This window comes from Candidatus Methanoperedens sp. BLZ2, assembly GCF_002487355.1.
GTDB lineage: Archaea > Halobacteriota > Methanosarcinia > Methanosarcinales > Methanoperedenaceae > Methanoperedens.
Window position 1 is genome coordinate 36,445 of sequence record NZ_NTMG01000070.1, and the last position, 22,459, is coordinate 58,903.

The window sequence follows — 22,459 nt, forward strand, 5'->3', positions numbered from 1 at the left end:
ATGAAATGAAGGAAATTCGAATACATGGTCGCGGTGGACAGGGTTCTGTGACCGCAGCAGAACTACTGGCCGTTGCCGCATTTGAGGACGGGAAATACAGCCAGGCCTTTCCTGCGTTTGGCGTTGAAAGAAGAGGCGCCCCGGTAACTGCATTTGTGCGTATTGATGACAAACCCATACGATTAAGGAGCCAGATATATGAGCCTGATTATGTTGTTGTACAGGATGCAACTCTCGTTGATGTAGTAAATATCGCTGCAGGGGCCAAACCTGATGGATTTATCTTAATAAACACTGAAAAAAGCCCGGATTCTTTTAATTTTAATACAAAAGCGACTGTCAAAACCCTGGATGCCACTAAACTTGCAATGGACATCATAGGAAAACCCATTGTTAATACGATCCTTGCAGGCGCTTTTGCAGGTGTCTCCGGTCTTATCAATCCTGAATCCATTAAAAATGCCGTCATGGAAAGATTCCCTGGAAAAGTCGGTGAGAAAAATTGCCTGGCAATACAAACTGCATATGATCTTATGGAGGCCCAGCGATGAAACTTATAATCAAGACAGTGACAAAACCAGGAAGCACGCGAGCTAATAAGACCGGAGCCTGGCGTTCATTTATGCCCGTTTTTGATCATAAACTGTGCAGTAAATGCGGAATTTGCGGGATTTATTGCCCTGAAGGAGTTGTCTCTAAATTGGAGAATGGTTATTTTGAGCCGGATTATGAATACTGTAAAGGATGCGGCGTCTGTGCTAACGAGTGTCCAAAGAAAGCCATCGTAATGGTGCTGGAGGGAAAATGAGAAAAAATATGGTAGTTGTAGAAGGTTCGTATGCTGTGGCTCATGCGGTCAAGGTATGCAGGCCAAATGTAATATCAGCATATCCGATCACTCCCCAGACGCATATTGTTGAAGACCTGGCGCAATTTGCTGCAGATGGTGAGATGAATTGTGAATATATGAATGTGGAATCGGAATTTTCAGCCATTTCAGCATTAATAGGAGCAAGCGCAGCAGGAGCAAGGACATATTCATCGACCACTTCGCAGGGGTTGGCGCTTATGCATGAAGCATTGTTCAATGCCTCAGGAATGAGATTACCCATTGTCATGACTGTTGTGAACCGTGCGCTTTCTGCCCCAATCAATATATGGAATGACCAGCAGGACTCCATCTCACAGAGAGATACGGGCTGGATACAGCTTTATGCTGAAGACGTGCAGGAATCAGCAGACATGACCCCGCAGATTTACAAGCTTGCTGAGGACGAAGATGTTTTGCTTCCTGCAATGTCCTGCATGGACGGGTTTATTCTTTCCCATGTATATGAACCTGTGATCTTACTTGAACAGAGCCTCACTGATGAATTCCTTCCTGCTTATGATCCCGAGTTCACACTTGACCCAAAAAATCCGATGTCATTTGGTGCTTTTGCTGATCCTGGCACGTACACGGAATTTCGGTACAAACAGGAAAAAGCAATGGGTGTAGCCTTAGAGAAGATTGAAGAGATCGCAAACGAATTCAAAGATATCTATGGAAGATATTATGGCGGCCTTATAGATGGTTATGTACTTGATGACGCTGAAATAGTCATCATGGCAATGGGTTCGATCATTGGAACTGTAAAAGATACTATTGATGAACTTCGAATACAAGGAGAAAGTGTCGGACTTCTGAAGGTCCGGTCTTTCAGGCCATTCCCGACAGAGGCTATAAGGAAAGCCCTGAAGAACGCAAAGGTCGTCATAACTCTTGATAAGAATATTTCTATCGGAAAGAATGAAGGGGCGCTTTGCACTGAAGTCAAGGCATGTCTCCATAATACGGATAATAGAGTGCCGGTTATCGGTTTCATGCTTGGTCACGGGGGGCGCGATATTCCCATAAACATGATCAAAAAAATCATCAATAAGGCAAAGTTAGTTGAAAAAGGTATATTTATAGAAAGTGAATTTGCTGACCTCAGGGAGGATCTGGCATGAGCCTTCTAAAACCCGGTCATCGCGGATGCGCAGGCTGCGGAGATGCTTTTGCAGGAAAATTCGTTCTTGATGCGCTTGGTGAGGATGTTGTAATCGTCAGCCCGACAGGATGTCTTGAAGTATTTACTACACCATATCCTGAATCTGCATGGGGCGTACCATGGATACATTCTCTTTTTGAGAATGCAGCAGCTGTTGCTTCAGGCGTTGAAGCAGCGATGAATGCGCTTGGTAAAAAGAACAACACAAAAATAGTGATAATCGGAGGAGATGGCGCCACCTTTGATATTGGCTTGCAGGCAATATCAGGCGCATTTGAGCGCGGGCATGATATAACATATATCTGTGTTGATAATGAGGCTTATATGAATACTGGTATCCAGCGCAGCGGTGCCACACCATTATATGCAAGCACAACTACAAGCCCCCACGGCAAAGTCTCGATCGGGAATCCCCAGCATAAAAAGAATATGCCTGCGATAATTGCAGCCCACGGATCGCCTTATGTGGCAACAGCTTCGATCGGATATGCGCCCGATATGATTAAAAAAGTGAAAAAGGCAGCCCAGGTAAAAGGCCCAACCTATGTTCATGTTCATGCGCCTTGCTGCACGGGCTGGAAATTTGACAGCTCAAAGACCATAGAGATAGGCCGGCTGGCAGTTGAGACCGCAATGTGGCCTTTATATGAGATGGAAAACGGCGAGATCACAAACGTCAGGAAGATCAAGAACAGGAAACCTGTGGAAGAATACCTGAAAGTCCAGGGACGCTTCAAACATCTTTTCACTATGGACGGAAAAAATGAAGGTATCAAGAAGGTACAGGCGATAGCTGACTGGAATGCGAAACATTTCGGGCTGGAGTAGGAACTTTAGCATAAATCGTCCTTGGTCAAGGGTGATTTTTTTTAACGCTATAATTTTGCTGCCTGCTTTATCCCCTTTTATATCCACCTGAGTTGGCCCTGACAGGGATTTTGATTAGAATCCTGCCAAAAAAAAAAGAAATTTAATCAGTTTGTTACTTTTTGGGTTTTGGCTTTCCTTTTGTTACTTTCTTTGCCATAAGTTTTTGCCTCCTGACCTTGAAAAGTCTATGTAAATATAATAATTTTTTATATATAAGTCTTCCTGAAGATTTATTAAGCAAGATGATGAGGGAATCCAGCAAACTACCTCTCTAATGCAGGGGCGAATTCTAAGCGGATCGAACGCTCCAGCAATGAAAATTCATGCTCCTGAAGGCCGGGTTGGAAGAGAGCTCCTGTCTCATTGTAGTTCGCGGCGAAGCAACCTCCCTGGAAATCTTCGGCGATGCCCAGAGCTTCACAAGCCGAGCGCAGCTTCATGCAGGTTATCAGTTCAAACCTGTTGGAGAAGTTGGTTAACCCGTATTCTACATCACCTAACTTTGCGAGGAGCTGCCTATTATTTAAGGACAGTACCTTTGAACAGGATGATATCTCTCCATCAACGGATACGGATATGCTGTTGCGACCCGCTCTGCAACCGAAGAAGCTGGAGCCTTTATCTTCTGCGTCCAACTCCGCAATACGAAGGTCTCTACGACGTTCTTTCCTGTACCACTTAGCGATTTTCCTTAGCTCTCGGCCGTAAGTTTCCCTTTTTTCCTTGGACCACTCCACACCTGTAGCATGACCGATCATAAATTGGTTTACGCCCATACTGTAAAGCCCCAAAATATCTTCAAAGAGGCTGGCGACATTATCGGGCATGACGGTCATCTTGGTCCCTATCCAGGGCTGAGTTCTCTTCAATATTCTCATACTCTTCATAACTCGTGAGAATGTGCCCCGGCCTTTTTTATCCAGTCGATGGCGATCATGCGTAGACTCGCATCCATCAATGCTCAGAAGCACATTTATTTTATGCTCATCGAGGTATTCTGCCATGGATTCATTTAACAAGATTCCGTTGCTCGTCATATTGAAATCAACAGATTTTCCTGTGAGTCTGGCTTTATCCTCTGCGTACTCTGTGACAAACTGGACCATGGGAAAATTCAGAAGAGGTTCCCCACCAAAATGAGTTATGCTTAACTTAGTCTCATTCTGCGAATAATCGAAAAGAAGATCGATAGCAGCCTGGGCTACTTTCTCAGTCATCTTCTTGTGCTTAATCATTTCATTCTCAAAACAATAAGAGCATTTCAGATTGCATCCCTCAGTTAAGATCAGCTCCATGAAGGCCACAGGAGGGAAGAACTTTGCATTCAATTGTGCTACAATTTGATAAATAAGGTTATGTGCTTCGCCTGAAGATAAATTAAGCTCTTTTTCCAGGCGCTTGCAAAGTTGATGAAGATTAACAGGCTCTAATAAGAGAGCTGTGCTAATCTCCTCAACTAAATTGTCCTGCATTTATATATTTTGTGGATTTTGCTCGATTCACTAAAGGCTTTACAATTTACAACTTATTTTCTTGCTATCTAGATCTATTCTAATATCACCCTGGTGAAGCCGCCTCCGCATCTGAATGTGGTTGTGCACTCGAATGGGTCTTGATCACAAGAGTAAGAGCCCATAAAACCACATCTGAAGCAACCTCTTGCTAAAAGCCGGGATTCAGCAGATCCGGCCATCAGTGCCTCACCCATCTTTTTCGCAACTGCATCTGTTATATTCCTGATATCTTCTGGTGTCATCTCTCCCATATTTTTACCTCCTAATTATTTTGTTATTAACCTGAGATTCAGAGTTGCAGATTACGGATGTAATTATTAACCCCGCATCATCAGTTATTAACCGCTTTCCCGCTAATTGAGTATTGCTTTTAAGTATATATAATCTTTTCGGTAGTTATTCATGATCATATAAATAAAGTGTCAATAGATTTTGATTTAAGTTATGAATGTGATCTAATAACTCACATTGAAAAGAAAATCTGAAAAGTAAATATTTAACGATCATCTGCCAGATGTATCTTTTTTCTGTATCCGGGCGAGCTTCAACAAAGTTCTCTACAAGCCCCCACGGCATAGTCTCGATCGGAAATCCTTCAACCGCTCGATCGATGCCATTGCAAACTTATATGCAGATACAGAACATGATGAGTTGATCTGATAATATGCAGAAAAGTGATATATCATCTCGCCGAAGAGCGCTTAAGAGTGAACTTAAAAGAGTGGTTAATGAGCTGAAGAAAGCCGGAGTCGAGAGGATCATATTATTCGGATCACTTGCCAAGGACGATATCGGTCCAGAAAGTGATATTGATTTGCTTGTGGTGCAGGAAACTAAAAAAAGGTTCATGGATAGGCTTTCGGAACTTTATGAGGTAATTAACCCTCGATATGCCCTTGATCTTCTTGTTTATACACCTTTGGAATTGCGAGATGATGGCTTCTCCAGGCAAAACATGATCTTGATGATGCAAATTTTTCTTCAGAAGGCGAACGATTCAATCGCTGAGCTCTGTGAGATGGCATCCCTGAAAGACAGCGATTTTAGAAACATTAAAAAACGCGCTGCAACGCTTGATATTTATTATATCCCGACGCGTTATCCCGATGGCCTCCCCGGTGGCATACCATCGGAAGCATATCTAAAAGAGGATGCACAAAGGGCACTTTCGATATGCAATGAAGTTATTGATCTGGTTGAAAAGAAAATCGGAATGGTAAAGATTTAGAGATCATTTAACTGATGTATCTTTTTTCTGTATTCTGGCGATCTTATCTTCAAATTCATGGCTCCTGACAGCATTGAGGTGCAGCCCGACTTCTTCGGGCGTATAGCCGAATGCAAGGCCGAGCAGCTGGCTGTAATGAACAACCGGGATATTGTAGGTTTTTCCTGATTTTGCAAGTTCTGCCTGCCCGCCATCGTACTGCAGATGACAAAACGGACATGCTTCTACAATGCAGTCAACGCCAGCTTTTTTGATCCGGTCAAGTTTATATTCTGTCATCTTAAATGAAGTCTCAAGCATTGCTGAACGGACACCCCCACCAGCGCCGCAGCAGCTTGTTTTTCCTTCATACGGGACACTTACAGCGCCTGTTGCTTCAACAAGTTCATCAAAAAACACAGGGCATTCTGCGCCCCCGAGTTTTCTTTCTTTTGTTGGTTTCAGTAGATGACAGCCATAATGCACAGCAACTCTCAGTTCAAGGGGTCTTTCAATTAATTTATTCAGGTTTTTTGCACCGATTTCTTTACTGAGGAATTCAATTATATGCCTGACCTCGATAGTACCTTTATACTCCTTATTGATCTTTTTAAGATGTAAATTCACTTTATCTCGAAGGGCTGCATCGTTCTTTAAGATATTATTGGCATCCAGGAGGGAACTGAAGCAGCCATTGCAGACCGTCAGCAAATCCCGGTTATTTTCTTCGGCCAGCACTATGTTCCTTGAAGCGATCGTGAGCCATGTTACTTTATCAAACGAACGGAATATCCCGGGCGCGGGACAGCATGAAGCTTCCTTTAGCTCACTCCATTTTAACCCCAGCCTGTCAAGGATTAACCTTGTGGCCTTTTCGATGCCAGGATAACGGTTAGGGATCACGCATCCCAGGAAAAGAGATAAGTCCTTCATTCTTTTACCAGCTCATTAAAACCGCATGATTCAAGAAGTATTTTTACATCATTTAGCGCTTTCGGGTATTTACTTACTGTCTCAGGCTGCGAAAGCCCGATTCTTTCCCTGATTGCTATATGAATATCATCAATTGGGACTGCATGCCCCACCTCAATAAGAAATTTGCATACAGCCCTGTGGGCAGGCAGTATCCTGCCTTTTCTCACAGCTTCGGCACGAAGGGAAAGGATGGCATCTGTGACTTTTATTCCGCGCGGGCATCTTTCCTGGCAGTTATAGCAGGTCGTACACATCCAGAGGTCCGGCTGATCTGAGATGTCTTTTTTTATGGAATCTTTAACGATCCGTCTCACATTCAGGCTTGTGTACTTTCCAGAGGGGCAGCTTCCCGTACATGTACCGCACTGGAAACAGGAGAGAATCTCGGAATTTTTCATTGCGGGAATTATGTGAATGCTTGTATTTAAGACTTTAAGAGAAAAGATAATAAAGTATAAATATCATAATGATCATTATTATATATGACGAGCGGTCGGATTTTTTTAAATAACCCACCACTCCCACTCCCCGTCCGCTCGTCAATGTTTTTCAATATTTTCCCCAAAATATCAGACCGGTATGATCATATTATCATCACGTGTGAGGAAAAAGGTTAAATATGATACGTATTATAGTTATGTATAACGAGCGGTCGGATTTTTTTAATAACCTACCACCCCCATACCTCTGACCGCCCGTTTGTGTTTTTTGTAAACTGGCAAAAAAGCAAAAGCAAAGTTAAGAGTACATTGGATTGTAGGCAGAGCGTAGCGCCAGTAATATCTGTTCAATAAATACTTCCGGAGGTTGTGCACCTAAGAATGAGGTATCATTGTTGATCACAATGTGAGGAACGCTCATAACTCTGTACCTCTGGGCAAGGTAAGGGAACTCAATCATTTCTATTACATCAGAACGAATATTTTCATTTTCAATTGCAAACTGGTGCGCTATCCTTGCAGCTTTAGGGCAATAAGGGCACGTTGGTGAAACAAATACCTGCAAATGCACGGGTTTTTTTATTTCTGAAAGTTTTGTCTTTAATGCATCGGATAATGATGTTTTTCCCCTGGAAACATCAACTATCGTATCGATCAAAGACGCCAGTTCATATCCCGCAGGTACGCCATAATACCTGACGCCATAATCAGTTTTCCCCACAATCGCTATGGCAGGGATATTTTTAATCTTATAATTCATGGCTTCATCGCCATTCAATACAAAGTCATATACTTTTACTTTTATTTTTTCTGATAATGTCCCCAATTCAAGCACCCACTCTCTTGTTTCCTTGCAGAACTGGCACTCAGACTCCTGTGAAAAAACAATAAGTTCCACATCGTCTGCAAGGTCCACAAATTTTCTCTGGATAGTTTGCTTATCGCTCTCCTGGAGCACCATAAGATCACTCTACCGATTTTAAGAGTTTTTCCATTCTCTCAAGGGATTTTTTTGATTCCTTGAGTTCCGTTAATATCATATAAGCTAAATAAATCAATATAAGACCAAAAATAATGACAACTATTATAAGTGTGTTTATAGACACTTGAGAGGTTGAACCGAACATTGTATCCATCATCGACATGATTTTACTCCTTTTTTACTATCTCCTTGATTCTACTTAATGAAAGTACTAATTCAAAATTCTTTGCTTTATAGTATTTCTTTGTATATGGAGGCTCTTCAAAATGCCTTATCTCATTTTCCACAAGACCGGCATTTTCAAGTTTCTTAAGGTGAAGATACAGGAGCGGACGTGAAATTCCCACTTCCTTGGCAAGCTCAGATACATAACATTCACATTCGGCAAGTGTTGCCAGGATCTTTAAGCTATGCTCGTTACCAAGCGCATTTAGCATTTCCGCAAGGGATTTCTTATCCACCTTTTCACCGATTAACTAAAAGAATCTTAACATATTTAAAATAAAGTAATTTATTATTTTTGAAAGTAAATATACTGGAAGATTATTCTACTTCCAGCACTTTTTCAAATGTACCATGCCAGCCGTGATACCAGACAGCGCCTGTGTAGCTGTTAACGCTGAGCATGCCGTAAATATTTCCGTCTTTTGTTACTTCCATTGTGTAGTAACCATAGAAATCATCCGCACCGTTCACTTTCGTTCCTGGCAGGGTACTGTCAAGATATTCCTGTGCATTCTTCAGGGCCTGTTCTTCTGTCACTTTCGTTTCTGTTTCTTGTGTGTTCATATATCCATATTTTGAATTCCACATCATATTCGGCCCCATTTCAGGAACTACTGCACCTGTATATTTGTTAATGAGGAGTTCAAAAGCATATTTGCCTGTGCTCTTCTCTTTTATCCCTGCATAGAAGTTGTTTTCGAATTGCAGTATCTCAGCGATCTTAAGGTCATTATTTCCAGTCTTTGTAAGATATTGCTCCACTGATGCTTTTGCTTCATCGATGTTTATGGGGGTTGAATTTTCCCCATAGGTCGCGGCATTTGCGCCGCAGTGATTTCCATAAACGGATCCATCACCGGTCATCATTCCACTGCCGCCCATCATGCCGATTCCATTTCTGCCCATCATGCCATTGGCCGTTCCGGAACCGTTCATCATGCCTCCTCCCATCATGCCAATACCAGGTCCGTAACCACTCATCATGCCGCCGCCCATCATGCCGATTCCATTTCCGCCCATCATGCCATTACCAGTTCCATAGCCCATCATGCCATTCCAGAAATTACCAGGTCTTGCCACGGCATAACCTGCTCCCAGGACTACAATGATTGCTGCTATAACCAGGATCATTTTAGTGTTCATATTTTTGTCACCTTTTGATATTTTATTATTTATTTCATGTGTAAGTTTTTCTTACATACTATAATTTAAATTACTATGATATAAAGATTTCGCCGTTTAAATTTTGAAAATCCTGTCTTTTAGAAACTTTTAATTCATCATCGTCCCAATCTGATCATTATGAGCGATGCCTTGAGAACCGACCTGTACCAGTTGACCATGATGCAGGCATACTGGAAATCCGGGCATAATCCGGAATCTACATTTGATTATTTTGTACGTAAAATTCCCTCAGGCTCTTATCTGATAACCGCGGGATTAAGCTATCTTCTTGATTACATTGAAAATCTGCATTTTGAGAATGATGAGATCGAATATTTGAGGACCCAGGACTTTGATGAAGAGTTCCTCAAGACCTTGCAGGATTTTAAATTCACAGGTGACATACTTGCAATGCCAGAAGGAAGCATTGCATTTGCGATCGAACCGATAATAAGAGTAACAGCTCCCATAATCGAGGCCCAGCTTGTGGAAACGTTCCTGCTCAATAAAATGAACTTCTCAACACTGATCGCCACTAAAGCCTCGCGTGTGGCCTATGCTGCAAAAGGAAGAGCGATAGCAGAGTTCGGATTGCGCCGCGCCCAGGGGGACGGGCATCTTGAAGCAACCCGCGCAACGTACATCGGAGGCTGTGCTTCCACATCCAATGTGCTTGCAGGAAAAGAACTCGGCATCCCGGTATCAGGAACAATGGCACATTCATTTGTGACGAGTTTTGACCATGAGATCGACTCTTACCGCGCCTATGCCGATGCCTTCCCTAAACGATGTTTCCTGCTCATTGACACCTATAATACCATTGAAGGCGCAAAAAAAGCCGTGATTGTAGGAAGGGAGCTTGAAAAAAGAGGTGAGAAGCTTCTTGGTGTAAGGCTCGACAGCGGAAATCTGTGCGAGCTTTCAAAGCACGTCCGCAAAATCCTGGACGATGGCGGCCTTGAATATGCAAAAATAGTTGCAAGCGGGGACCTCAATGAGTGGAAAATTGACGAGCTTATGAATAATGGCGCCAGGATCGATATATTCGGGGTTGGAACAGAACTTATAACTGGACGTCCCAATCCCGCGCTTGATGGAATATACAAACTTTCGGATATTGTAGAGAACGGGAAGCATGTTCCCAAGATGAAACTCTCTGAAGAGATCGTAAAAACAACTCTTCCCGGAAAAAAAATAGTCTGGCGCATAATGGAAAATGGTAAGTTTAAAAAAGATGTCATAACGCTTGAGAATGAGATCGTTAATGAGGGGGCGCCTTTATTGGAAACTGTTGTGAGGAAAGGAAAAATTGTATGTGACAGGCCATCATTGACTGAGATACGGCAAAATGCGGCCATGAATTTCTCAAAGTTACCTGATATTTATAAAAAACTTGAAGGAGCGCCTGCGTATCCGGTTGAGTTCAGCAGGGGATTGATACAGCTTCGAGCTGATAGTGTTGAGAGGATAAAACGGGAAGAGATAAGGCAGTAATGATAATAAAATGTGATTGTTATATTACATGCTGGTACGATTTTCACGTCTTTGCGTTCTGGTATGAAAAACTCAGATGCGCAATCTGAAAAACGATATATCACTGATACATTTATATACATACCATAATTTGATGATATGTATCACTGATAAATATATATACTTATCAGTAATTACTGATACCTATATATGGCTATATTAAAAAATAACTCAGAACTGTTTGAAATATTATGCGCAAAATTGAACTTGAGCAACAGCGCCATTGTTAAAGAAGAATTTGTTTTTAACGATGCACTGAGCAATATAAGAGTCGATCTGGTAATTGAAGATGGCAATAAAAGATTTTTTGTTGAAGTAAAATCCAAAGCGAGTATTGATACGATCGCAAGATTAGTTCTATTAAAAGAACTTTTTAGAAATCAAGTTGCAGATTTGTCCAACATCTTTTTTGTAATTGCAGGTAAAGTCTTTCCACCAGACGTAGAAAAAATCGCATACCAGACAAATATAAAATTAGTGACAATACCTCGTAATATTGAGCATCCAACACAGAAATATGATAATATTCCAGATAATATCAAAGTCACCTCAGAAAAATCATGGAAAGTAATTTCCAGGCTCTTGAAAGAGAAAATGACATCCATCCGGCAATTATCGATCATAGAGAAGGTCTCTTATGGATGGGCACATGCGACAGTAAAAAGCCTGATAAACCATGGAATTGTGACAAAAAAAGGAAATTATGTCAGGGTCTCTGATACCAATAAATTGCTGAATGGTGTTGCATGGGAGAGACCCTTTGAAAATCTATATGCGAGTGAAATCACCATCGAATATAATGATGCCTTTGAAGCTGCCCAGGAACTATCCAATATATTAAAAAACAAAGGGGTCAAGTTTGCTTTTACCAGCTATACATCTGGAGGATTATATACCGGATATGCTATCCGGCATGATACTGTATATTTATATTTAGAAAAAAATGAACTAAATTTCTTCATAAATACATTCAAAGAGGAGGAAAAGCAAGGCATCAAGGTACGAATATATATTCCAGATAGAGATGTCTTCAATAATATTAGAGAAAAAGAGGGAGTTCGGGTCGTTTCCCCGTCTCAGACATTACTGGATCTTGCTGGTTTAGGGTATAGTGGACGAGATATCACAAAAGCGATGGTAGAGAAATATGCCTCCATATGAACCAAATCAGCAGATAATTGAAAAGTCTCTTGAAGAACTTGAATATATTTTAAACTGGATCAAGCAGCGAGAGGATACAGCAAATAATCCAACAACTGTTCTTATAGGTGGGTGGGCTATAGATGCCTATAATCCGTGGTATGGCTCTATAGATATCGATCTGGTAACAAACAATAGAACAAAACATAGCCTTATGCATATTTTGCATGATGAGCGCGAATACGATCACTACCGCATAGGAGTTCATACAGTCTATAAACAAACGGATTACGGCCCGATAATCATCGATTTTGCCAGTAGGGATGAACATTATCCATTTGAAGGAAGAGTTGAAGAATTAAATTTTGATATCCCTAATGGACAAACGATAATTCAAAATGTAAGGAACCAGATCTTTGCAGCGGTCCCAACTCGATCTTTACTGATGTTATTCAAATTAAAGGCTTCTTGGGATAGAGCGTACAGGCTAAACTCGGAAACAAGTACTGATCCAGAATGGGAACATGGAAAACTCATTAAAGATTATGCTGATATTATTGCACTTATTGACCCCATGCATGGAGGAAGGGAGCTTGATTTTGATTTTCTCGGAGAAAAGCTTACTGAATTCGATTTTCTCAGAGGATGTTTAAGGATAATCCCAGAAAATCTTGACGCTATAGGAAAATATGGACGAATGGATCAAAGAGCGGTAAGAGAGACAATTGAACGATTATTACAATTAACTGAATAAGAGGGATAGCACTGAGTTAGTCAGAATAAAGAATTTCAGGTATTGGAAATGGTTTCTCATATGATACATAAAAAACCGGCTGAAGAAAGCCATTTATGAAGAACATAGAATGATAGCCAAAATATTTTATAAGCAGGAATTACATACTAATAAAGATAGGGGAAATTCCAAATTTTTGATCACTGATAAATTAAAAAACAAATACACTGGCTGTATGCTTGGGGCTGCAATAGGTGATGCCCTGGGTAAACAAAATGAAGGAGTACGAAGAGAAGAAATCCTCAAAATGGGGTACATAAAAGATCACGGGAGGGCGCCAAAAGGGAGCCCTGGGGAGAAATTAAGGGCAGGACAATATACGGATGATACTGAACAAATGCTTGTCCTTGCTCAATCTTTGATCGCTTGCAATGGTTTTGATGCTGCTGATTTTGCCAGCAGGATAGCAAAATGGGGAGAGGAAGTCCGAAATGATCCTGCAAGAAGTCCATTTATCGGGCCTTCAAGTTCTTATGCTATTGAGAAATTAAATTCAGGTATTTCCTGGAAAGAATCAGGGAGTGATATACCATCCTGCGGTAGTGCAATGAGAGTTGCCCCGATCGGGCTTTTTTATGATCGCCTGGAAAACGTGGAATCCAATGCAGTCCTTTCCTCAATACCGACGCATAAAAGTAAAGGCGCAATTGCAGGCGCAGTAGCAGTTGCGGTAGCCGTCCGATCTGCAATTGAGGGAGATGATCGCTCTGAAATCATTAGAAAAACCTGTGAAAGAGCATCAAACCATGACATTGGCCTTGCAGCGAAGATAGGACTGGCTTATGAATCGCGAAACGAATTACCGGATATTGTTTTTGCAAGACTTGGAACATCATATTACGTGTACGATACCGTCCCTTGCGCCTTTTATTGTTTTTTCAGGTATTTTGAAGAACCTGAAATGGCGATAATCGAAGCTGTGAACGCTGGTGGGGATGCGGATTCTATTGGATGTATAACAGGCGCTTTGTGCGGAGCTTTTCATGGTATTGAGTGTTTTTCTAAAAAATGGATCAATAGCCTTGAAAATAAGGACCTGGTGGAGAATATCGCTATCTCACTTTTTAAGATATTTTCCCGTTTCAGGTGATTCTAACTCAAAAAGAACCGGATGCTTCAGAATTTTGATATGGTTACCTGAAATATAAAGATCTTCAATTTTCTTTCCAATAATACCAGCTTTTAATAATTCTACTCTTTCTTTACGAGTTTCAAGCATATTGACTCACTCCCAATTCTCTAAGAATGCTAACTAACCGTATGCTACAAAGCTTGACTTCACACACCCTTATTTTGCCAACCTTTTGCCTGTTTTTGTTATATATTACAATACTATGCTTAAAGATAAATATTTCGATATAATTTGAACAATCCAGCAATCTCTAAAGAGAAAATTTAGAGGTTGGGTAAAAAAACAAATTTTGGATAGGATAGGTCTTTTGCCACTAACCCCAACCTCATACTAAGTCTGTTTTGACATAGTAATAAAGCTTATTGTCCATAAATAAAGAAAATTGTTTCAATATCGTTCAATTATATTATACAATGTATCTCTTTTTGCCACAGGACGCCCTAATTTCCTGGCAGCATGGATAAATTCGTCAATGCTCTTACTGTGAAAAGGCACACCTGCAGCGCGAACAACATTTTCCTCGATCATTGTCCCGCCAAGGTCATTTGCGCCAAAATCCAATGCCATTTGTGCAACATCGATGCCCTGGGTCACCCAGGAAGCCTGGATGTTCCGAATATGACCATCAAGAAGAATTCTTGATACAGCAACCATTTTGAGGTAATCTATCCCGGTTGAAGTCCCGATCAATCCTGTATTCTCGGATTGGAAAGTCCAGGGTATGAATGCCGTAAAACCATGGTACTTTTTCTGCATATCCCGCACCCTGATTATGTGTTTTATCCTTTCTTCAAGTGTTTCCTCATGCCCGAAGACCATTGTAGCAGTTGTCGGGATACCCAGTGAGTGCGCTGCCAGCATTACTTCCTGCCATTTCTTCCACCCGATCTTTTTTGGCGAAACAGAATCCCTTACCCTGTCATCAAGTATCTCTGCTCCACCACCTGGTATTGAATCAAGTCCCGCCTCATGCAGGCGCGAGATCGTTTCTTTTATCCCGGCTCCATATAACTTTGATATATGCACGATCTCAGGAGGGGAGAATGCATGCATCTGGACATCGAACTTTTTCTTAACCTCTTTTAACATTTTTTCATAATATTCAATGGGAATATCAGGATTCAATCCACCCTGTATGAGTATCTGGGTCGCTCCCAACCTGACAGCTTCGTCAACCTTTTCAAGTATCTTCTCAATGCTTAGCACATAGGCGTCTTTTGCATCGGGTTCACGGTAAAAAGCACAGAATTTGCATTTAGACGTGCAGATATTCGTATAATTTATGTTGCGGTCAATAACAAATGTGACAAGATCCCCTGTACTTTTTTTTCGCAAAGCATCTGCGGCTGCCCCTAAAAGATTAAGATCATTACATTCAAGCAGTTTTTTTCCATCACCTATATCAATTGGATCAATACTATCATATATATTATTTTGCATATTATTATTATTTATATCAAGTGATCCATGATTCACTGCACGATCAAGAATTTCTGTAATTTCAGTGTCATCGGATAATTGTTTTATTATATCAAAATTTGTCATCCTGGGAATAGCTCCTCTTGAATTTCAATGCAATTTCAGCTTTCATAAGTTCTCTCCCCAGATAAGCAGCATGGTCAAGACGTGAAATAAGTCCGCGTTCGATAATAGTATCCAGTATTTCCTTTGCGGCCGATCCGGCTATTGGATTATCTTTGTCAATAACATTTCGCACGATTATTTTTCCAGGTATTACCTTATTGTTATGGATCATATCATCTGTCAACTCTATCTTAAAACATCCAGCCGGGTCAAGCTGCCATTTTTCACTGCCTTTTGCTTCTATAATAGATCCGGGCATCAACCCAAATTCCCTCCTGCGCTTTTCCTTTATTACCAGCATGTCAACTCCAAGATCCTTTGGCGCACTTTTCCTGTCCCTGGAAAGCATCATCATCATTGAAGCAGTCTTTAATTCATTGACACTGTCATGTGCCTTATGGCTGAATTCCGGTGTAAATAAGATATTTGCATCAAGCTCCATTGCAATGCTTGAAAGAATTGCATGTATCCCTATAGAATCTGCATCAACAAGCTCAGTCATATTACCCAGACCGAAGAATAAAGGCGTAGACCTGTCGCGTTTCCTGAATTCATAATACCTGTTGATCGACTGTGTAAGACCATGACCTGCAGGTTCAAGCACGGGGTCAGCGATAATATTCCTGATCCCGGAATCCTGCGCTGATCGTATGTTCTGGAAAAGACTTTCAATATCACCTGTTTGATCAGGAATTAAGACCGAAGCGGTGTGATGCCGGATTATTTTATCCTTTACTTCATCAATATTTTTTGAATTAAGGCTCAGAACAATGTCTATCCCTGCATCAACCGCTTCATTTATTGAATCGGGATCAAGCGTATCGATGGAGAGGGGAATATCAGTTACGGATCTTGCAGTTTCAACAGCAGTCCTGACCATACCGATCGATGTGTCCAATGAAATCCCGAGGTCAATAATATCCGCCCCGCGTTCTACAAAATAAATTATTTTTTTAGTAAGCTCGTTCTTATTCATTGAACCGGCATCCACAATTTCAGCCATCACCTTCATGCGGGAATTCCCCCCGATCTTCACCGATTTTAACGATAAAGATGAATCTGCTGTTTGTTCCAGTTCAAACACTTTCTGGAATGCGCTGGAACGCTTTTTTTCGGTCAATAGCTCGCATGCAGGTATACTTGATGAAAAATCCAGCCCTTCTGAAAACGAGAGTACAAAACCAAGATCCACCGCATGCTTTGGTCCAAGTCTTATCGGGATACCAACCTCCTTTTCAAGTCCTGGAAAATCACCGTTTGCCAGGCCGGGAATAAGTATAAGGTCATATTTTTTTGGAGGGAGGGAACGCCTCAGCAGAGCCGGGGTTGTAAATGCCGCGACCTCGATATCAAGAACAAGGACATCAGCCCCACCATTAACAGAAGCTTTTACTGTATTGCTTGCAAGCTTTCCTGTAACTACCAGAATATTCATTTTTCTCATTTAGCCTTTAACCCGCCAGTTTAAACGTATAAATATTCCATATCCCATCTGCGATAAATCCGACTGCTATTGCCCCGAGGAAAAGACCCATAAGCCGTGTCATCACAAGCATGCCTGTCATTCCTACGACCTTTCTAAAATAATCCGAATATCTGAAAATGAGGAACGTAATAATAAATATAAGTAGTATTGCACCAACTTCAATTAATATCACTGTTCGCAGATTGAGAGAATAATCCTCAATCCCTTTCGTTAAATACAGGATTATTGTAGTTATGGCCCCTGGTCCTGTCAGCATGGGCATGGCCATTGGAAAAATTGAGATATTTTCCCTGTGTACAGCATCAGATAATTCTTCGGATGTAATACTTTCTCTTGAGGTCCTTGCAAAAAGCATATCCATGGCAACAAGGAAAAGTAAAATTCCACCTGCTACTCTCAGGGAATCCACAGTAATTCCGAAAAATTCCATTATATAATTCCCTGATATCGTAAATATTATCGCAATAATACAACCAATAACTGCAGAACGCTGTGCCACATAATTCTTATCCTCTTCTTTCATATTGGACGTCATGGAAATAAATGCCATCACTCCGCTGACAGGGTTTATGATCGAAAATAATGCAGTGAAAACAGAAATAAAGAATGTGATCTCAGAGGTCATTTCTTCTCCCATTTCTCAAGATATAATACTTCAGAAAGCGTTTTTCCCCTTGTTATTTCATCACGTATTCGCCTCTCATTCTTTTCAACCTCCACAGCCCGCCTTGCTATCTCATATGCCCGTTCCCGTGGTATTACGACAACACCATTATCATCTCCAACGATGAAATCCCCTGGTTTTACGGTCTGCCCCCCGCACTGTATTTCGGTATTTATCTCCCCGAAACCTTTCGGCTCGCCTGCATTCGGGACAATTGATGTCGCAAAAACAGGAAAATTAAGCCGCCTGATATCATCAACATCTCTTACCGCGCCATCTATTACAACGCCTGCCACGCCTTTATTGATGCTGCTCAACGTTGCAAGTTCTCCCCAGGGGGCGACATGAGTGCTGTTGTTATTGATAACGATAATATCACCAGGAAGCGCAGCATTTATTGCTTCTACGGGTTTTGCCCAATCTCCGGGAAATGTCTGTACTGTGACTGCTTTACCCACTGCTTTTGTCCCTTTACAAATCGAATGGATATCTTTCATAGCGCCTTTCCTGTGCATGGCATCCGAGATATTGGGGGTGGAGACCTGTTTTAGAAGTTCGATGATTTTCTCATCGATCGATTTTTCCGGTTCAATTGATAACTGCGGCATATCCAGACTTTCGCGGATCGCTCTTGCAGATGCTGTAACATTGGATGACCGGACAATATTTCCGCCGACGATGATGATACTTGCACCGGATAATACTGCTGCTGCTGCGCTCTTTGCGTCAATCCCACCTGCGACCGCAATGGGTACATTTATCTTAAGCGACTTGAGGATCGAAAGAGGATCTTCGCCCATCATCTGCTGGTCGATCCCAACATGAATATTTATATAATCGATACCGAGTTCTGCAAGTTCTTTAGCTCTTTTTACCGGGCTTTTCGCAGAAATCAGGTCGGCCATTATTTTCACGCCATATTTGCGCGCTGATCTTATAGCGTCCTGTATCGTGGAATCATCAGCGCTCCCGAGAAGAATAACGATATCAGCACCGGCTTTGGCTGCCATTTCCACTTCCATTGCCCCCGTGTCTACCGTTTTCATATCAGCCAGGATAACCCGGTCAGGGAATGCTGCTTTTAGTTTCCTTAAAGCATCCATGCCTTCGCTTTTGATCAATGGGGTTCCTGCTTCTACCCAGTCAGCGCCGCCAGTTATCGCTTCTCTGGCGATCTGAATGGCACGTTCAGTCTCTAAAACATCAAGGGCCACCTGTAGTACCGGTTTGATATAAATCACCTTTTCATAAGTTAGCGTATGTGAATAAAGATTTAATGGTCTGCTGGAAGATTAATTCTTTAATACACCAGGAGAAAATATAAAGCCTGTATGAGATTATCTAGTATCGAACAGGAGAAATCAATATAATCTCAATTGAAAAGCTTTCAAAAGTATTCGGCACTAATATTGTCCTTCGAAATATCGATCTTAAGATAGAAAAAGGTGAGTTCCTCACAATATTTGGCCCAAACGGCGCAGGAAAAACAACGCTCATCAAGATAATGGCAACACTCGTCACTCCTACTTCCGGGAAAGTGCTTATCGAAGGTCTTGACATCAAGGAGAATCCGATTGAGATCAGGAAGAAAATCGGTGTCATCTCGCATGAAACCTATCTTTACACCGAATTGACAGCAGCTGAAAATCTCAGGTTCTTCGGGAAGATGTATGACACACCCGGGCTTGAAGAAAGAATCGATGAACTAATAAAGCAGGTGGGCCTGACCTACAGGAAAAATGACCGCGTCAGGACTTTTTCCCGCGGGATGAAACAGCGTCTCTCGATAGCAAGAGCACTTATACATGATCCTCCGATTCTTTTTCTTGATGAACCCTATACCGGACTGGACCAGCATGCCATAGCAACATTTGACAGAATACTCGGAGGCATGAATGCTATGGATAAAACAAGAGTCCTTATTTCGCATGATATTGAGCATGGCATTTCATTATGTGACAGGGCAATAATTCTCACAGGCGGGCATATTGCCCATGAGATGACCGGGAACGAGATCAGCGACTTGCTCCAGTGCAGGGCGATTTATGAAAAGCACGTGGAGGAGCGAAAATGAAATTCCTCCAGATCGCAAAAAAAGACCTGAAAGCAGAGTTTCGCACCAAGCAGATGCTGAATTCCATGGTGATCTTTGCGCTTCTTGTGATTGTGATCTTTAGCTTTGCATTCGGGAATGAAGCCACAATATTTGTGTCAAATCTTAATAAAAAGATAGTTGACCTGCTTGCCCCTGGTATGCTCTGGATAGCGTTCACGTTTGCAGGAATGCTCGGGCTGTCACGATCATTTGCAGGAGAAAAAGAAGAGGGATGCCTTGAAGGACTGAAACTTTGCCCGGCCGACAGGAGCGCAATATATAATGGGAAAGTCCTGTCCAATGCGGTTTTGATGTTCCTTATGGAGATGGCAACGTTACCGATCTTTGTTGTGCTTTTCACTTATGATATTAAAAACCTTCCGGGCCTGATTGTTGTGATAATCCTGGGTACTTTAGGATTCATTTTTGTAGGAACTCTTCTCTCGGCGCTCACCGTAAACACACGAACCCGCGAGATCCTTCTTCCGGTTATTTTATTTCCGGTTCTTATCCCTGTGATACTATCCGCAGTAACTGCGACAGGAACGATGCTTGCAAATGGGGATTTTTCTGATGTTTCAGGAGAGATGCAGATACTTGTAGTATATGACATCATTTTTTTTGTAGTAGCACAAATGGTATTTGAATATACGATCGAAGATTGAAAACCGAATGATCGATTTTATGAAAGAGTTTGGCCTGAAATGAGCTATCAGGTTGAATATACCTCAAAAGCAAGAAAAGATCTCAAAAAGCTACCCTTAGATATTACGCAGAGCATAATCCTGTCAATAAATAGTATTAAAATCGATCCATATTCTTATGTAAAAAAGATCAAAGGGACTAAAAACCATCCTCTCTATACTCACCGTGTTGGTGAACATCGTGTGATTCTGGATATAGAGGATGACCGTTTGTTGATCATATCCACCTAATCCAGACCACTCATATCAGGTTTTTTCTTTGGGTTTGCGTCTTTTGCAGATGCGATCACATCGTCGATGCGCAATATCATAGAAGCTGCTTCTGTTGCCGAACTTATCGCCTGGGTCTTAACACGAAGCGGTTCGATAACCCCGATTGTGAGCATATCTACGGGTTTGCCCTCGAACACATCAAGGCCAACGGTTTTATTTCCATGCTCATGCGAGCTGCGAAGCTCAACAAGCATATCAATAGCATCAAGCCCTGCATTTTCGGCAAGTGTCTTGGGTATTATCTCAAGCGCCAGGGCAAATTTACTGACCGCAAGCTGTTCCCTGCCTTCAAGTGTTGAAGCATATTCCCTGAGGCGAAGTGCAAGTTCTATCTCCGGTGAACCGCCGCCAGCGAGTATTTTCTCATCTTCGATGGCTACACCTACGACCCTGAGGGCATCATGCATAGCCCTGGCAAGGCTTGTCACAACATGTTCCGAGCCGCCCCGCAACAATATTGAATTGGTATCAGGATTCTTGCAGCCAGTGATAAAGATCATTTCCCCGTTGCCCACCATTTTCTCTTCAACAAGCCCTGCTTCTCCCAGAGTATCGGGTTTTATTTCATCAAGACTTGTAATGATCTTTCCTCCGGTTGCTCTTGATAATTTTATAAGGTCGTTCTTCTTGATCCTGTGGGATACAAAAATACCTGCTTTTGCAAGGAAATACCTGGCCATGTCATCAACGCCTTTCTGGCAGAAAACGACGTTAGCGCCACTTTTTATTACCTTATCAGCCGCAGCCCGTACAAGGTTTTCTTCCTGTTCAAGGAACATCCGGGTCTGTCCAATCGATTCAATGGATATCTCGGATTTTGTCTCAGTCTTCCTGACTTCAATTGGTGTGGCAAGAATCGCGATCTTTGCATTCTCTATTTTTGAAGGCATGCTCTGGTGGGTCTTTGTCTTATCAAGGATTATACCCTCTACCAGTTCGCTGTCCTCAACGCTACCTTCTCCGCGGCGCTCAATAGAGATGTCCTTTATGTTAACGGTCTTCTTACCGTTTTCCTTTTTTACTATTGATTTTACAGCCGTTACTACAAGATTAGCTAATTTTTCTCTTGAGAATTCAACGCCTTTTCCAGTAAGTGCGGTCTCTGCTATTTTTCTTAGATGTTCATCTGTAGAATGAACAGCTATGTCAGAGAGGATTTCTTTTGATTTGTGGGATGCAAGGTTGTATCCATGGATAATAGTTGTTGGATGAACCCCAATTTCCATGAGCTCCTGGGCGCCTTTTAAGAATTCACCTGTCAAAACCGCTGCTGTTGTGGTACCATCGCCGACTTCATCATCCTGCGTCTTTGCAACTTCAGCAACAAGTTTTGCGGCAGGGTGTTTTATTTTCATCTCATCAAGGATAGTGGCGCCATCGTTTGTGATAATAACAAGTCCGGCGGGGTCTGTGATCATCTTATCCAATCCCTTTGGACCAAGAGTTGTCCGCACGGCTTCAGCTACAGCGCGCGCTGCCATAATGTTGCTTCTCTTTGCTTCGTCTCCTCTTGTTTCTTCCGTTCCCTGTCTTAAAATAATGATTGGCTGTCCGCCAGTTTGACCTTGCATAGATATTCTCCTGTATCAGATAATTAAATGAAATGCGTCCCTGGTTCCAGTAATGGATTTACCCTTGACGTTCT

At 41.8% G+C, this 22,459-nt stretch carries 26 protein-coding genes; 12 read left to right on the top strand and 14 right to left on the bottom strand.

Annotated elements, in window-relative coordinates; genetic code table 11:
- Positions 1-5: 5 nt before the first annotated feature.
- The 4 genes from CL181_RS14845 to porB are packed head-to-tail and all read left to right on the top strand — an operon-like array spanning position 6 to position 2,861.
- Positions 6-551 (top strand): pyruvate ferredoxin oxidoreductase subunit gamma, encoded by a 546-nt coding sequence (locus CL181_RS14845; RefSeq protein ID WP_097300102.1) that lies wholly within the window; start codon positions 6-8, stop codon positions 549-551.
- On the top strand, positions 548-808 hold the full coding sequence (locus tag CL181_RS14850; RefSeq protein WP_097300103.1) for a 4Fe-4S binding protein: 261 nt from the start codon (positions 548-550) through the stop codon (positions 806-808). Before CL181_RS14845 ends, CL181_RS14850 begins: the two co-directional genes overlap by 4 nt.
- Positions 805-1,992: a pyruvate synthase subunit PorA gene (gene porA / locus CL181_RS14855; protein WP_097300104.1), complete on the top strand. Its 1,188-nt coding sequence runs from the start codon at positions 805-807 to the stop codon at positions 1,990-1,992. The genes CL181_RS14850 and porA overlap by 4 nt, the downstream gene beginning before the upstream one ends.
- Positions 1,989-2,861, top strand: a complete 873-nt coding sequence (porB, locus tag CL181_RS14860; protein WP_097300105.1) for a pyruvate synthase subunit PorB — start codon at positions 1,989-1,991, stop codon at positions 2,859-2,861. Before porA ends, porB begins: the two co-directional genes overlap by 4 nt.
- Before the next feature lie 305 nt (positions 2,862-3,166).
- Here porB and CL181_RS14865 read toward each other — a convergent pair whose 3' ends face one another.
- Complete coding sequence (locus tag CL181_RS14865) at positions 3,167-4,375, bottom strand: radical SAM protein (protein WP_097300106.1); 1,209 nt, start codon at positions 4,373-4,375, stop codon at positions 3,167-3,169.
- A 74-nt stretch (positions 4,376-4,449) separates the two neighbouring features.
- Complete coding sequence (locus CL181_RS14870) at positions 4,450-4,668, bottom strand: hypothetical protein (RefSeq protein WP_097300107.1); 219 nt, start codon at positions 4,666-4,668, stop codon at positions 4,450-4,452.
- Between the two features lie 413 nt (positions 4,669-5,081).
- On the opposite strand from CL181_RS14870, the gene CL181_RS20930 reads away from it, so the two are divergent.
- Complete coding sequence (locus CL181_RS20930) at positions 5,082-5,645, top strand: DUF6932 family protein (protein ID WP_217993187.1); 564 nt, start codon at positions 5,082-5,084, stop codon at positions 5,643-5,645.
- A 3-nt stretch (positions 5,646-5,648) separates the two neighbouring features.
- Here CL181_RS20930 and hdrB read toward each other — a convergent pair whose 3' ends face one another.
- The 6 genes from hdrB to CL181_RS20545 form a co-directional block, all read right to left on the bottom strand.
- Positions 5,649-6,557 carry a CoB--CoM heterodisulfide reductase subunit B gene (gene hdrB / locus CL181_RS14885; protein ID WP_097300108.1) on the bottom strand — a complete coding sequence of 303 codons (909 nt, stop codon included), beginning with the start codon at positions 6,555-6,557 and terminating at the stop codon, positions 5,649-5,651.
- Positions 6,554-6,997: a CoB--CoM heterodisulfide reductase subunit C gene (hdrC, locus tag CL181_RS14890; protein WP_097300109.1), complete on the bottom strand. Its 444-nt coding sequence runs from the start codon at positions 6,995-6,997 to the stop codon at positions 6,554-6,556. Before hdrC ends, hdrB begins: the two co-directional genes overlap by 4 nt.
- A gap of 340 nt (positions 6,998-7,337) precedes the next feature.
- Positions 7,338-8,000: a protein disulfide oxidoreductase gene (gene pdo / locus CL181_RS14895; protein ID WP_097300110.1), complete on the bottom strand. Its 663-nt coding sequence runs from the start codon at positions 7,998-8,000 to the stop codon at positions 7,338-7,340.
- 4 nt (positions 8,001-8,004) lie between these two features.
- Entirely contained in the window at positions 8,005-8,184 is a 180-nt protein-coding gene (locus CL181_RS14900) for a hypothetical protein (protein ID WP_097300111.1), read from the bottom strand.
- Between the two features lie 4 nt (positions 8,185-8,188).
- Positions 8,189-8,482, bottom strand: coding sequence for a metalloregulator ArsR/SmtB family transcription factor (locus CL181_RS14905; protein WP_217993188.1), 294 nt, complete (start codon positions 8,480-8,482; stop codon positions 8,189-8,191).
- 82 nt (positions 8,483-8,564) lie between these two features.
- Positions 8,565-9,389 carry a PepSY domain-containing protein gene (locus CL181_RS20545; RefSeq protein ID WP_176505248.1) on the bottom strand — a complete coding sequence of 275 codons (825 nt, stop codon included), beginning with the start codon at positions 9,387-9,389 and terminating at the stop codon, positions 8,565-8,567.
- Between the two features lie 159 nt (positions 9,390-9,548).
- On the opposite strand from CL181_RS20545, the gene CL181_RS14915 reads away from it, so the two are divergent.
- From CL181_RS14915 to CL181_RS14930, 4 genes are all read left to right on the top strand, one after another.
- Entirely contained in the window at positions 9,549-10,904 is a 1,356-nt protein-coding gene (locus CL181_RS14915; protein WP_097300112.1) for a nicotinate phosphoribosyltransferase, read from the top strand.
- 189 nt (positions 10,905-11,093) lie between these two features.
- Complete coding sequence (locus CL181_RS14920) at positions 11,094-12,104, top strand: hypothetical protein (RefSeq protein WP_097300113.1); 1,011 nt, start codon at positions 11,094-11,096, stop codon at positions 12,102-12,104.
- The gene (locus CL181_RS14925; protein ID WP_255251593.1) at positions 12,091-12,837 is read left to right on the top strand and encodes a hypothetical protein; all 747 of its coding nucleotides are present in this window, start codon (positions 12,091-12,093) and stop codon (positions 12,835-12,837) included. Before CL181_RS14920 ends, CL181_RS14925 begins: the two co-directional genes overlap by 14 nt.
- A 109-nt stretch (positions 12,838-12,946) precedes the next feature.
- Positions 12,947-13,966, top strand: coding sequence for an ADP-ribosylglycohydrolase family protein (locus CL181_RS14930; RefSeq protein WP_097300114.1), 1,020 nt, complete (start codon positions 12,947-12,949; stop codon positions 13,964-13,966).
- Here CL181_RS14930 and CL181_RS20550 read toward each other — a convergent pair.
- From CL181_RS20550 to hxlA, 5 genes are all read right to left on the bottom strand, one after another.
- On the bottom strand, positions 13,934-14,095 hold the full coding sequence (locus tag CL181_RS20550; protein WP_176505249.1) for a hypothetical protein: 162 nt from the start codon (positions 14,093-14,095) through the stop codon (positions 13,934-13,936). The genes CL181_RS14930 and CL181_RS20550 overlap by 33 nt on opposite strands.
- 300 nt (positions 14,096-14,395) lie before the next feature.
- Positions 14,396-15,553, bottom strand: coding sequence for a cyclic dehypoxanthinyl futalosine synthase (gene mqnC / locus CL181_RS14935; protein WP_217993189.1), 1,158 nt, complete (start codon positions 15,551-15,553; stop codon positions 14,396-14,398).
- Positions 15,540-17,036, bottom strand: a complete 1,497-nt coding sequence (locus tag CL181_RS14940) for a dihydropteroate synthase-like protein (RefSeq protein WP_320410184.1) — start codon at positions 17,034-17,036, stop codon at positions 15,540-15,542. The genes mqnC and CL181_RS14940 overlap by 14 nt, the downstream gene beginning before the upstream one ends.
- A gap of 7 nt (positions 17,037-17,043) precedes the next feature.
- Positions 17,044-17,703 (bottom strand): MarC family protein, encoded by a 660-nt coding sequence (locus tag CL181_RS14945; RefSeq protein WP_097300116.1) that lies wholly within the window; start codon positions 17,701-17,703, stop codon positions 17,044-17,046.
- Complete coding sequence (gene hxlA, locus CL181_RS14950) at positions 17,700-18,983, bottom strand: 3-hexulose-6-phosphate synthase (RefSeq protein ID WP_320410185.1); 1,284 nt, start codon at positions 18,981-18,983, stop codon at positions 17,700-17,702. Before hxlA ends, CL181_RS14945 begins: the two co-directional genes overlap by 4 nt.
- Positions 18,984-19,150: 167 nt before the next feature.
- Here hxlA and CL181_RS14955 point away from each other — a divergent pair, with 167 nt between their 5' ends.
- From CL181_RS14955 to CL181_RS14965, 3 genes are read left to right on the top strand one after another with little or no spacing between them, the layout of a single operon-like run.
- Complete coding sequence (locus CL181_RS14955; RefSeq protein ID WP_097300117.1) at positions 19,151-19,816, top strand: ABC transporter ATP-binding protein; 666 nt, start codon at positions 19,151-19,153, stop codon at positions 19,814-19,816.
- Complete coding sequence (locus CL181_RS14960; RefSeq protein ID WP_097300118.1) at positions 19,813-20,502, top strand: heme exporter protein CcmB; 690 nt, start codon at positions 19,813-19,815, stop codon at positions 20,500-20,502. The genes CL181_RS14955 and CL181_RS14960 overlap by 4 nt, the downstream gene beginning before the upstream one ends.
- 39 nt (positions 20,503-20,541) lie before the next feature.
- On the top strand, positions 20,542-20,772 hold the full coding sequence (locus CL181_RS14965; protein WP_097300119.1) for a type II toxin-antitoxin system RelE/ParE family toxin: 231 nt from the start codon (positions 20,542-20,544) through the stop codon (positions 20,770-20,772).
- Here CL181_RS14965 and thsA read toward each other — a convergent pair.
- Positions 20,769-22,385, bottom strand: coding sequence for a thermosome subunit alpha (thsA, locus tag CL181_RS14970; protein ID WP_097300120.1), 1,617 nt, complete (start codon positions 22,383-22,385; stop codon positions 20,769-20,771). The genes CL181_RS14965 and thsA overlap by 4 nt on opposite strands.
- Positions 22,386-22,459: the final 74 nt, after the last annotated feature.

Coding starts and splice junctions, on each gene's coding strand:
- CL181_RS14845 (WP_097300102.1), top strand. CDS start 6: ATGAAGGAAATTCGAATACATGGTCGCGGTGGACAGGGTTCTGTGACC.
- CL181_RS14850 (WP_097300103.1), top strand. CDS start 548: ATGAAACTTATAATCAAGACAGTGACAAAACCAGGAAGCACGCGAGCT.
- porA (WP_097300104.1), top strand. CDS start 805: ATGAGAAAAAATATGGTAGTTGTAGAAGGTTCGTATGCTGTGGCTCAT.
- porB (WP_097300105.1), top strand. CDS start 1,989: ATGAGCCTTCTAAAACCCGGTCATCGCGGATGCGCAGGCTGCGGAGAT.
- CL181_RS14865 (WP_097300106.1), bottom strand. CDS start 4,375: ATGCAGGACAATTTAGTTGAGGAGATTAGCACAGCTCTCTTATTAGAG.
- CL181_RS14870 (WP_097300107.1), bottom strand. CDS start 4,668: ATGGGAGAGATGACACCAGAAGATATCAGGAATATAACAGATGCAGTT.
- CL181_RS20930 (WP_217993187.1), top strand. CDS start 5,082: ATGCAGAAAAGTGATATATCATCTCGCCGAAGAGCGCTTAAGAGTGAA.
- hdrB (WP_097300108.1), bottom strand. CDS start 6,557: ATGAAGGACTTATCTCTTTTCCTGGGATGCGTGATCCCTAACCGTTAT.
- hdrC (WP_097300109.1), bottom strand. CDS start 6,997: ATGAAAAATTCCGAGATTCTCTCCTGTTTCCAGTGCGGTACATGTACG.
- pdo (WP_097300110.1), bottom strand. CDS start 8,000: ATGGTGCTCCAGGAGAGCGATAAGCAAACTATCCAGAGAAAATTTGTG.
- CL181_RS14900 (WP_097300111.1), bottom strand. CDS start 8,184: ATGTCGATGATGGATACAATGTTCGGTTCAACCTCTCAAGTGTCTATA.
- CL181_RS20545 (WP_176505248.1), bottom strand. CDS start 9,389: ATGAACACTAAAATGATCCTGGTTATAGCAGCAATCATTGTAGTCCTG.
- CL181_RS14915 (WP_097300112.1), top strand. CDS start 9,549: ATGAGCGATGCCTTGAGAACCGACCTGTACCAGTTGACCATGATGCAG.
- CL181_RS14920 (WP_097300113.1), top strand. CDS start 11,094: ATGGCTATATTAAAAAATAACTCAGAACTGTTTGAAATATTATGCGCA.
- CL181_RS14925 (WP_255251593.1), top strand. CDS start 12,091: ATGCCTCCATATGAACCAAATCAGCAGATAATTGAAAAGTCTCTTGAA.
- CL181_RS14930 (WP_097300114.1), top strand. CDS start 12,947: ATGATAGCCAAAATATTTTATAAGCAGGAATTACATACTAATAAAGAT.
- CL181_RS20550 (WP_176505249.1), bottom strand. CDS start 14,095: ATGCTTGAAACTCGTAAAGAAAGAGTAGAATTATTAAAAGCTGGTATT.
- mqnC (WP_217993189.1), bottom strand. CDS start 15,553: ATGACAAATTTTGATATAATAAAACAATTATCCGATGACACTGAAATT.
- CL181_RS14940 (WP_320410184.1), bottom strand. CDS start 17,036: ATGAGAAAAATGAATATTCTGGTAGTTACAGGAAAGCTTGCAAGCAAT.
- CL181_RS14945 (WP_097300116.1), bottom strand. CDS start 17,703: ATGACCTCTGAGATCACATTCTTTATTTCTGTTTTCACTGCATTATTT.
- CL181_RS14960 (WP_097300118.1), top strand. CDS start 19,813: ATGAAATTCCTCCAGATCGCAAAAAAAGACCTGAAAGCAGAGTTTCGC.
- CL181_RS14965 (WP_097300119.1), top strand. CDS start 20,542: ATGAGCTATCAGGTTGAATATACCTCAAAAGCAAGAAAAGATCTCAAA.
- thsA (WP_097300120.1), bottom strand. CDS start 22,385: ATGCAAGGTCAAACTGGCGGACAGCCAATCATTATTTTAAGACAGGGA.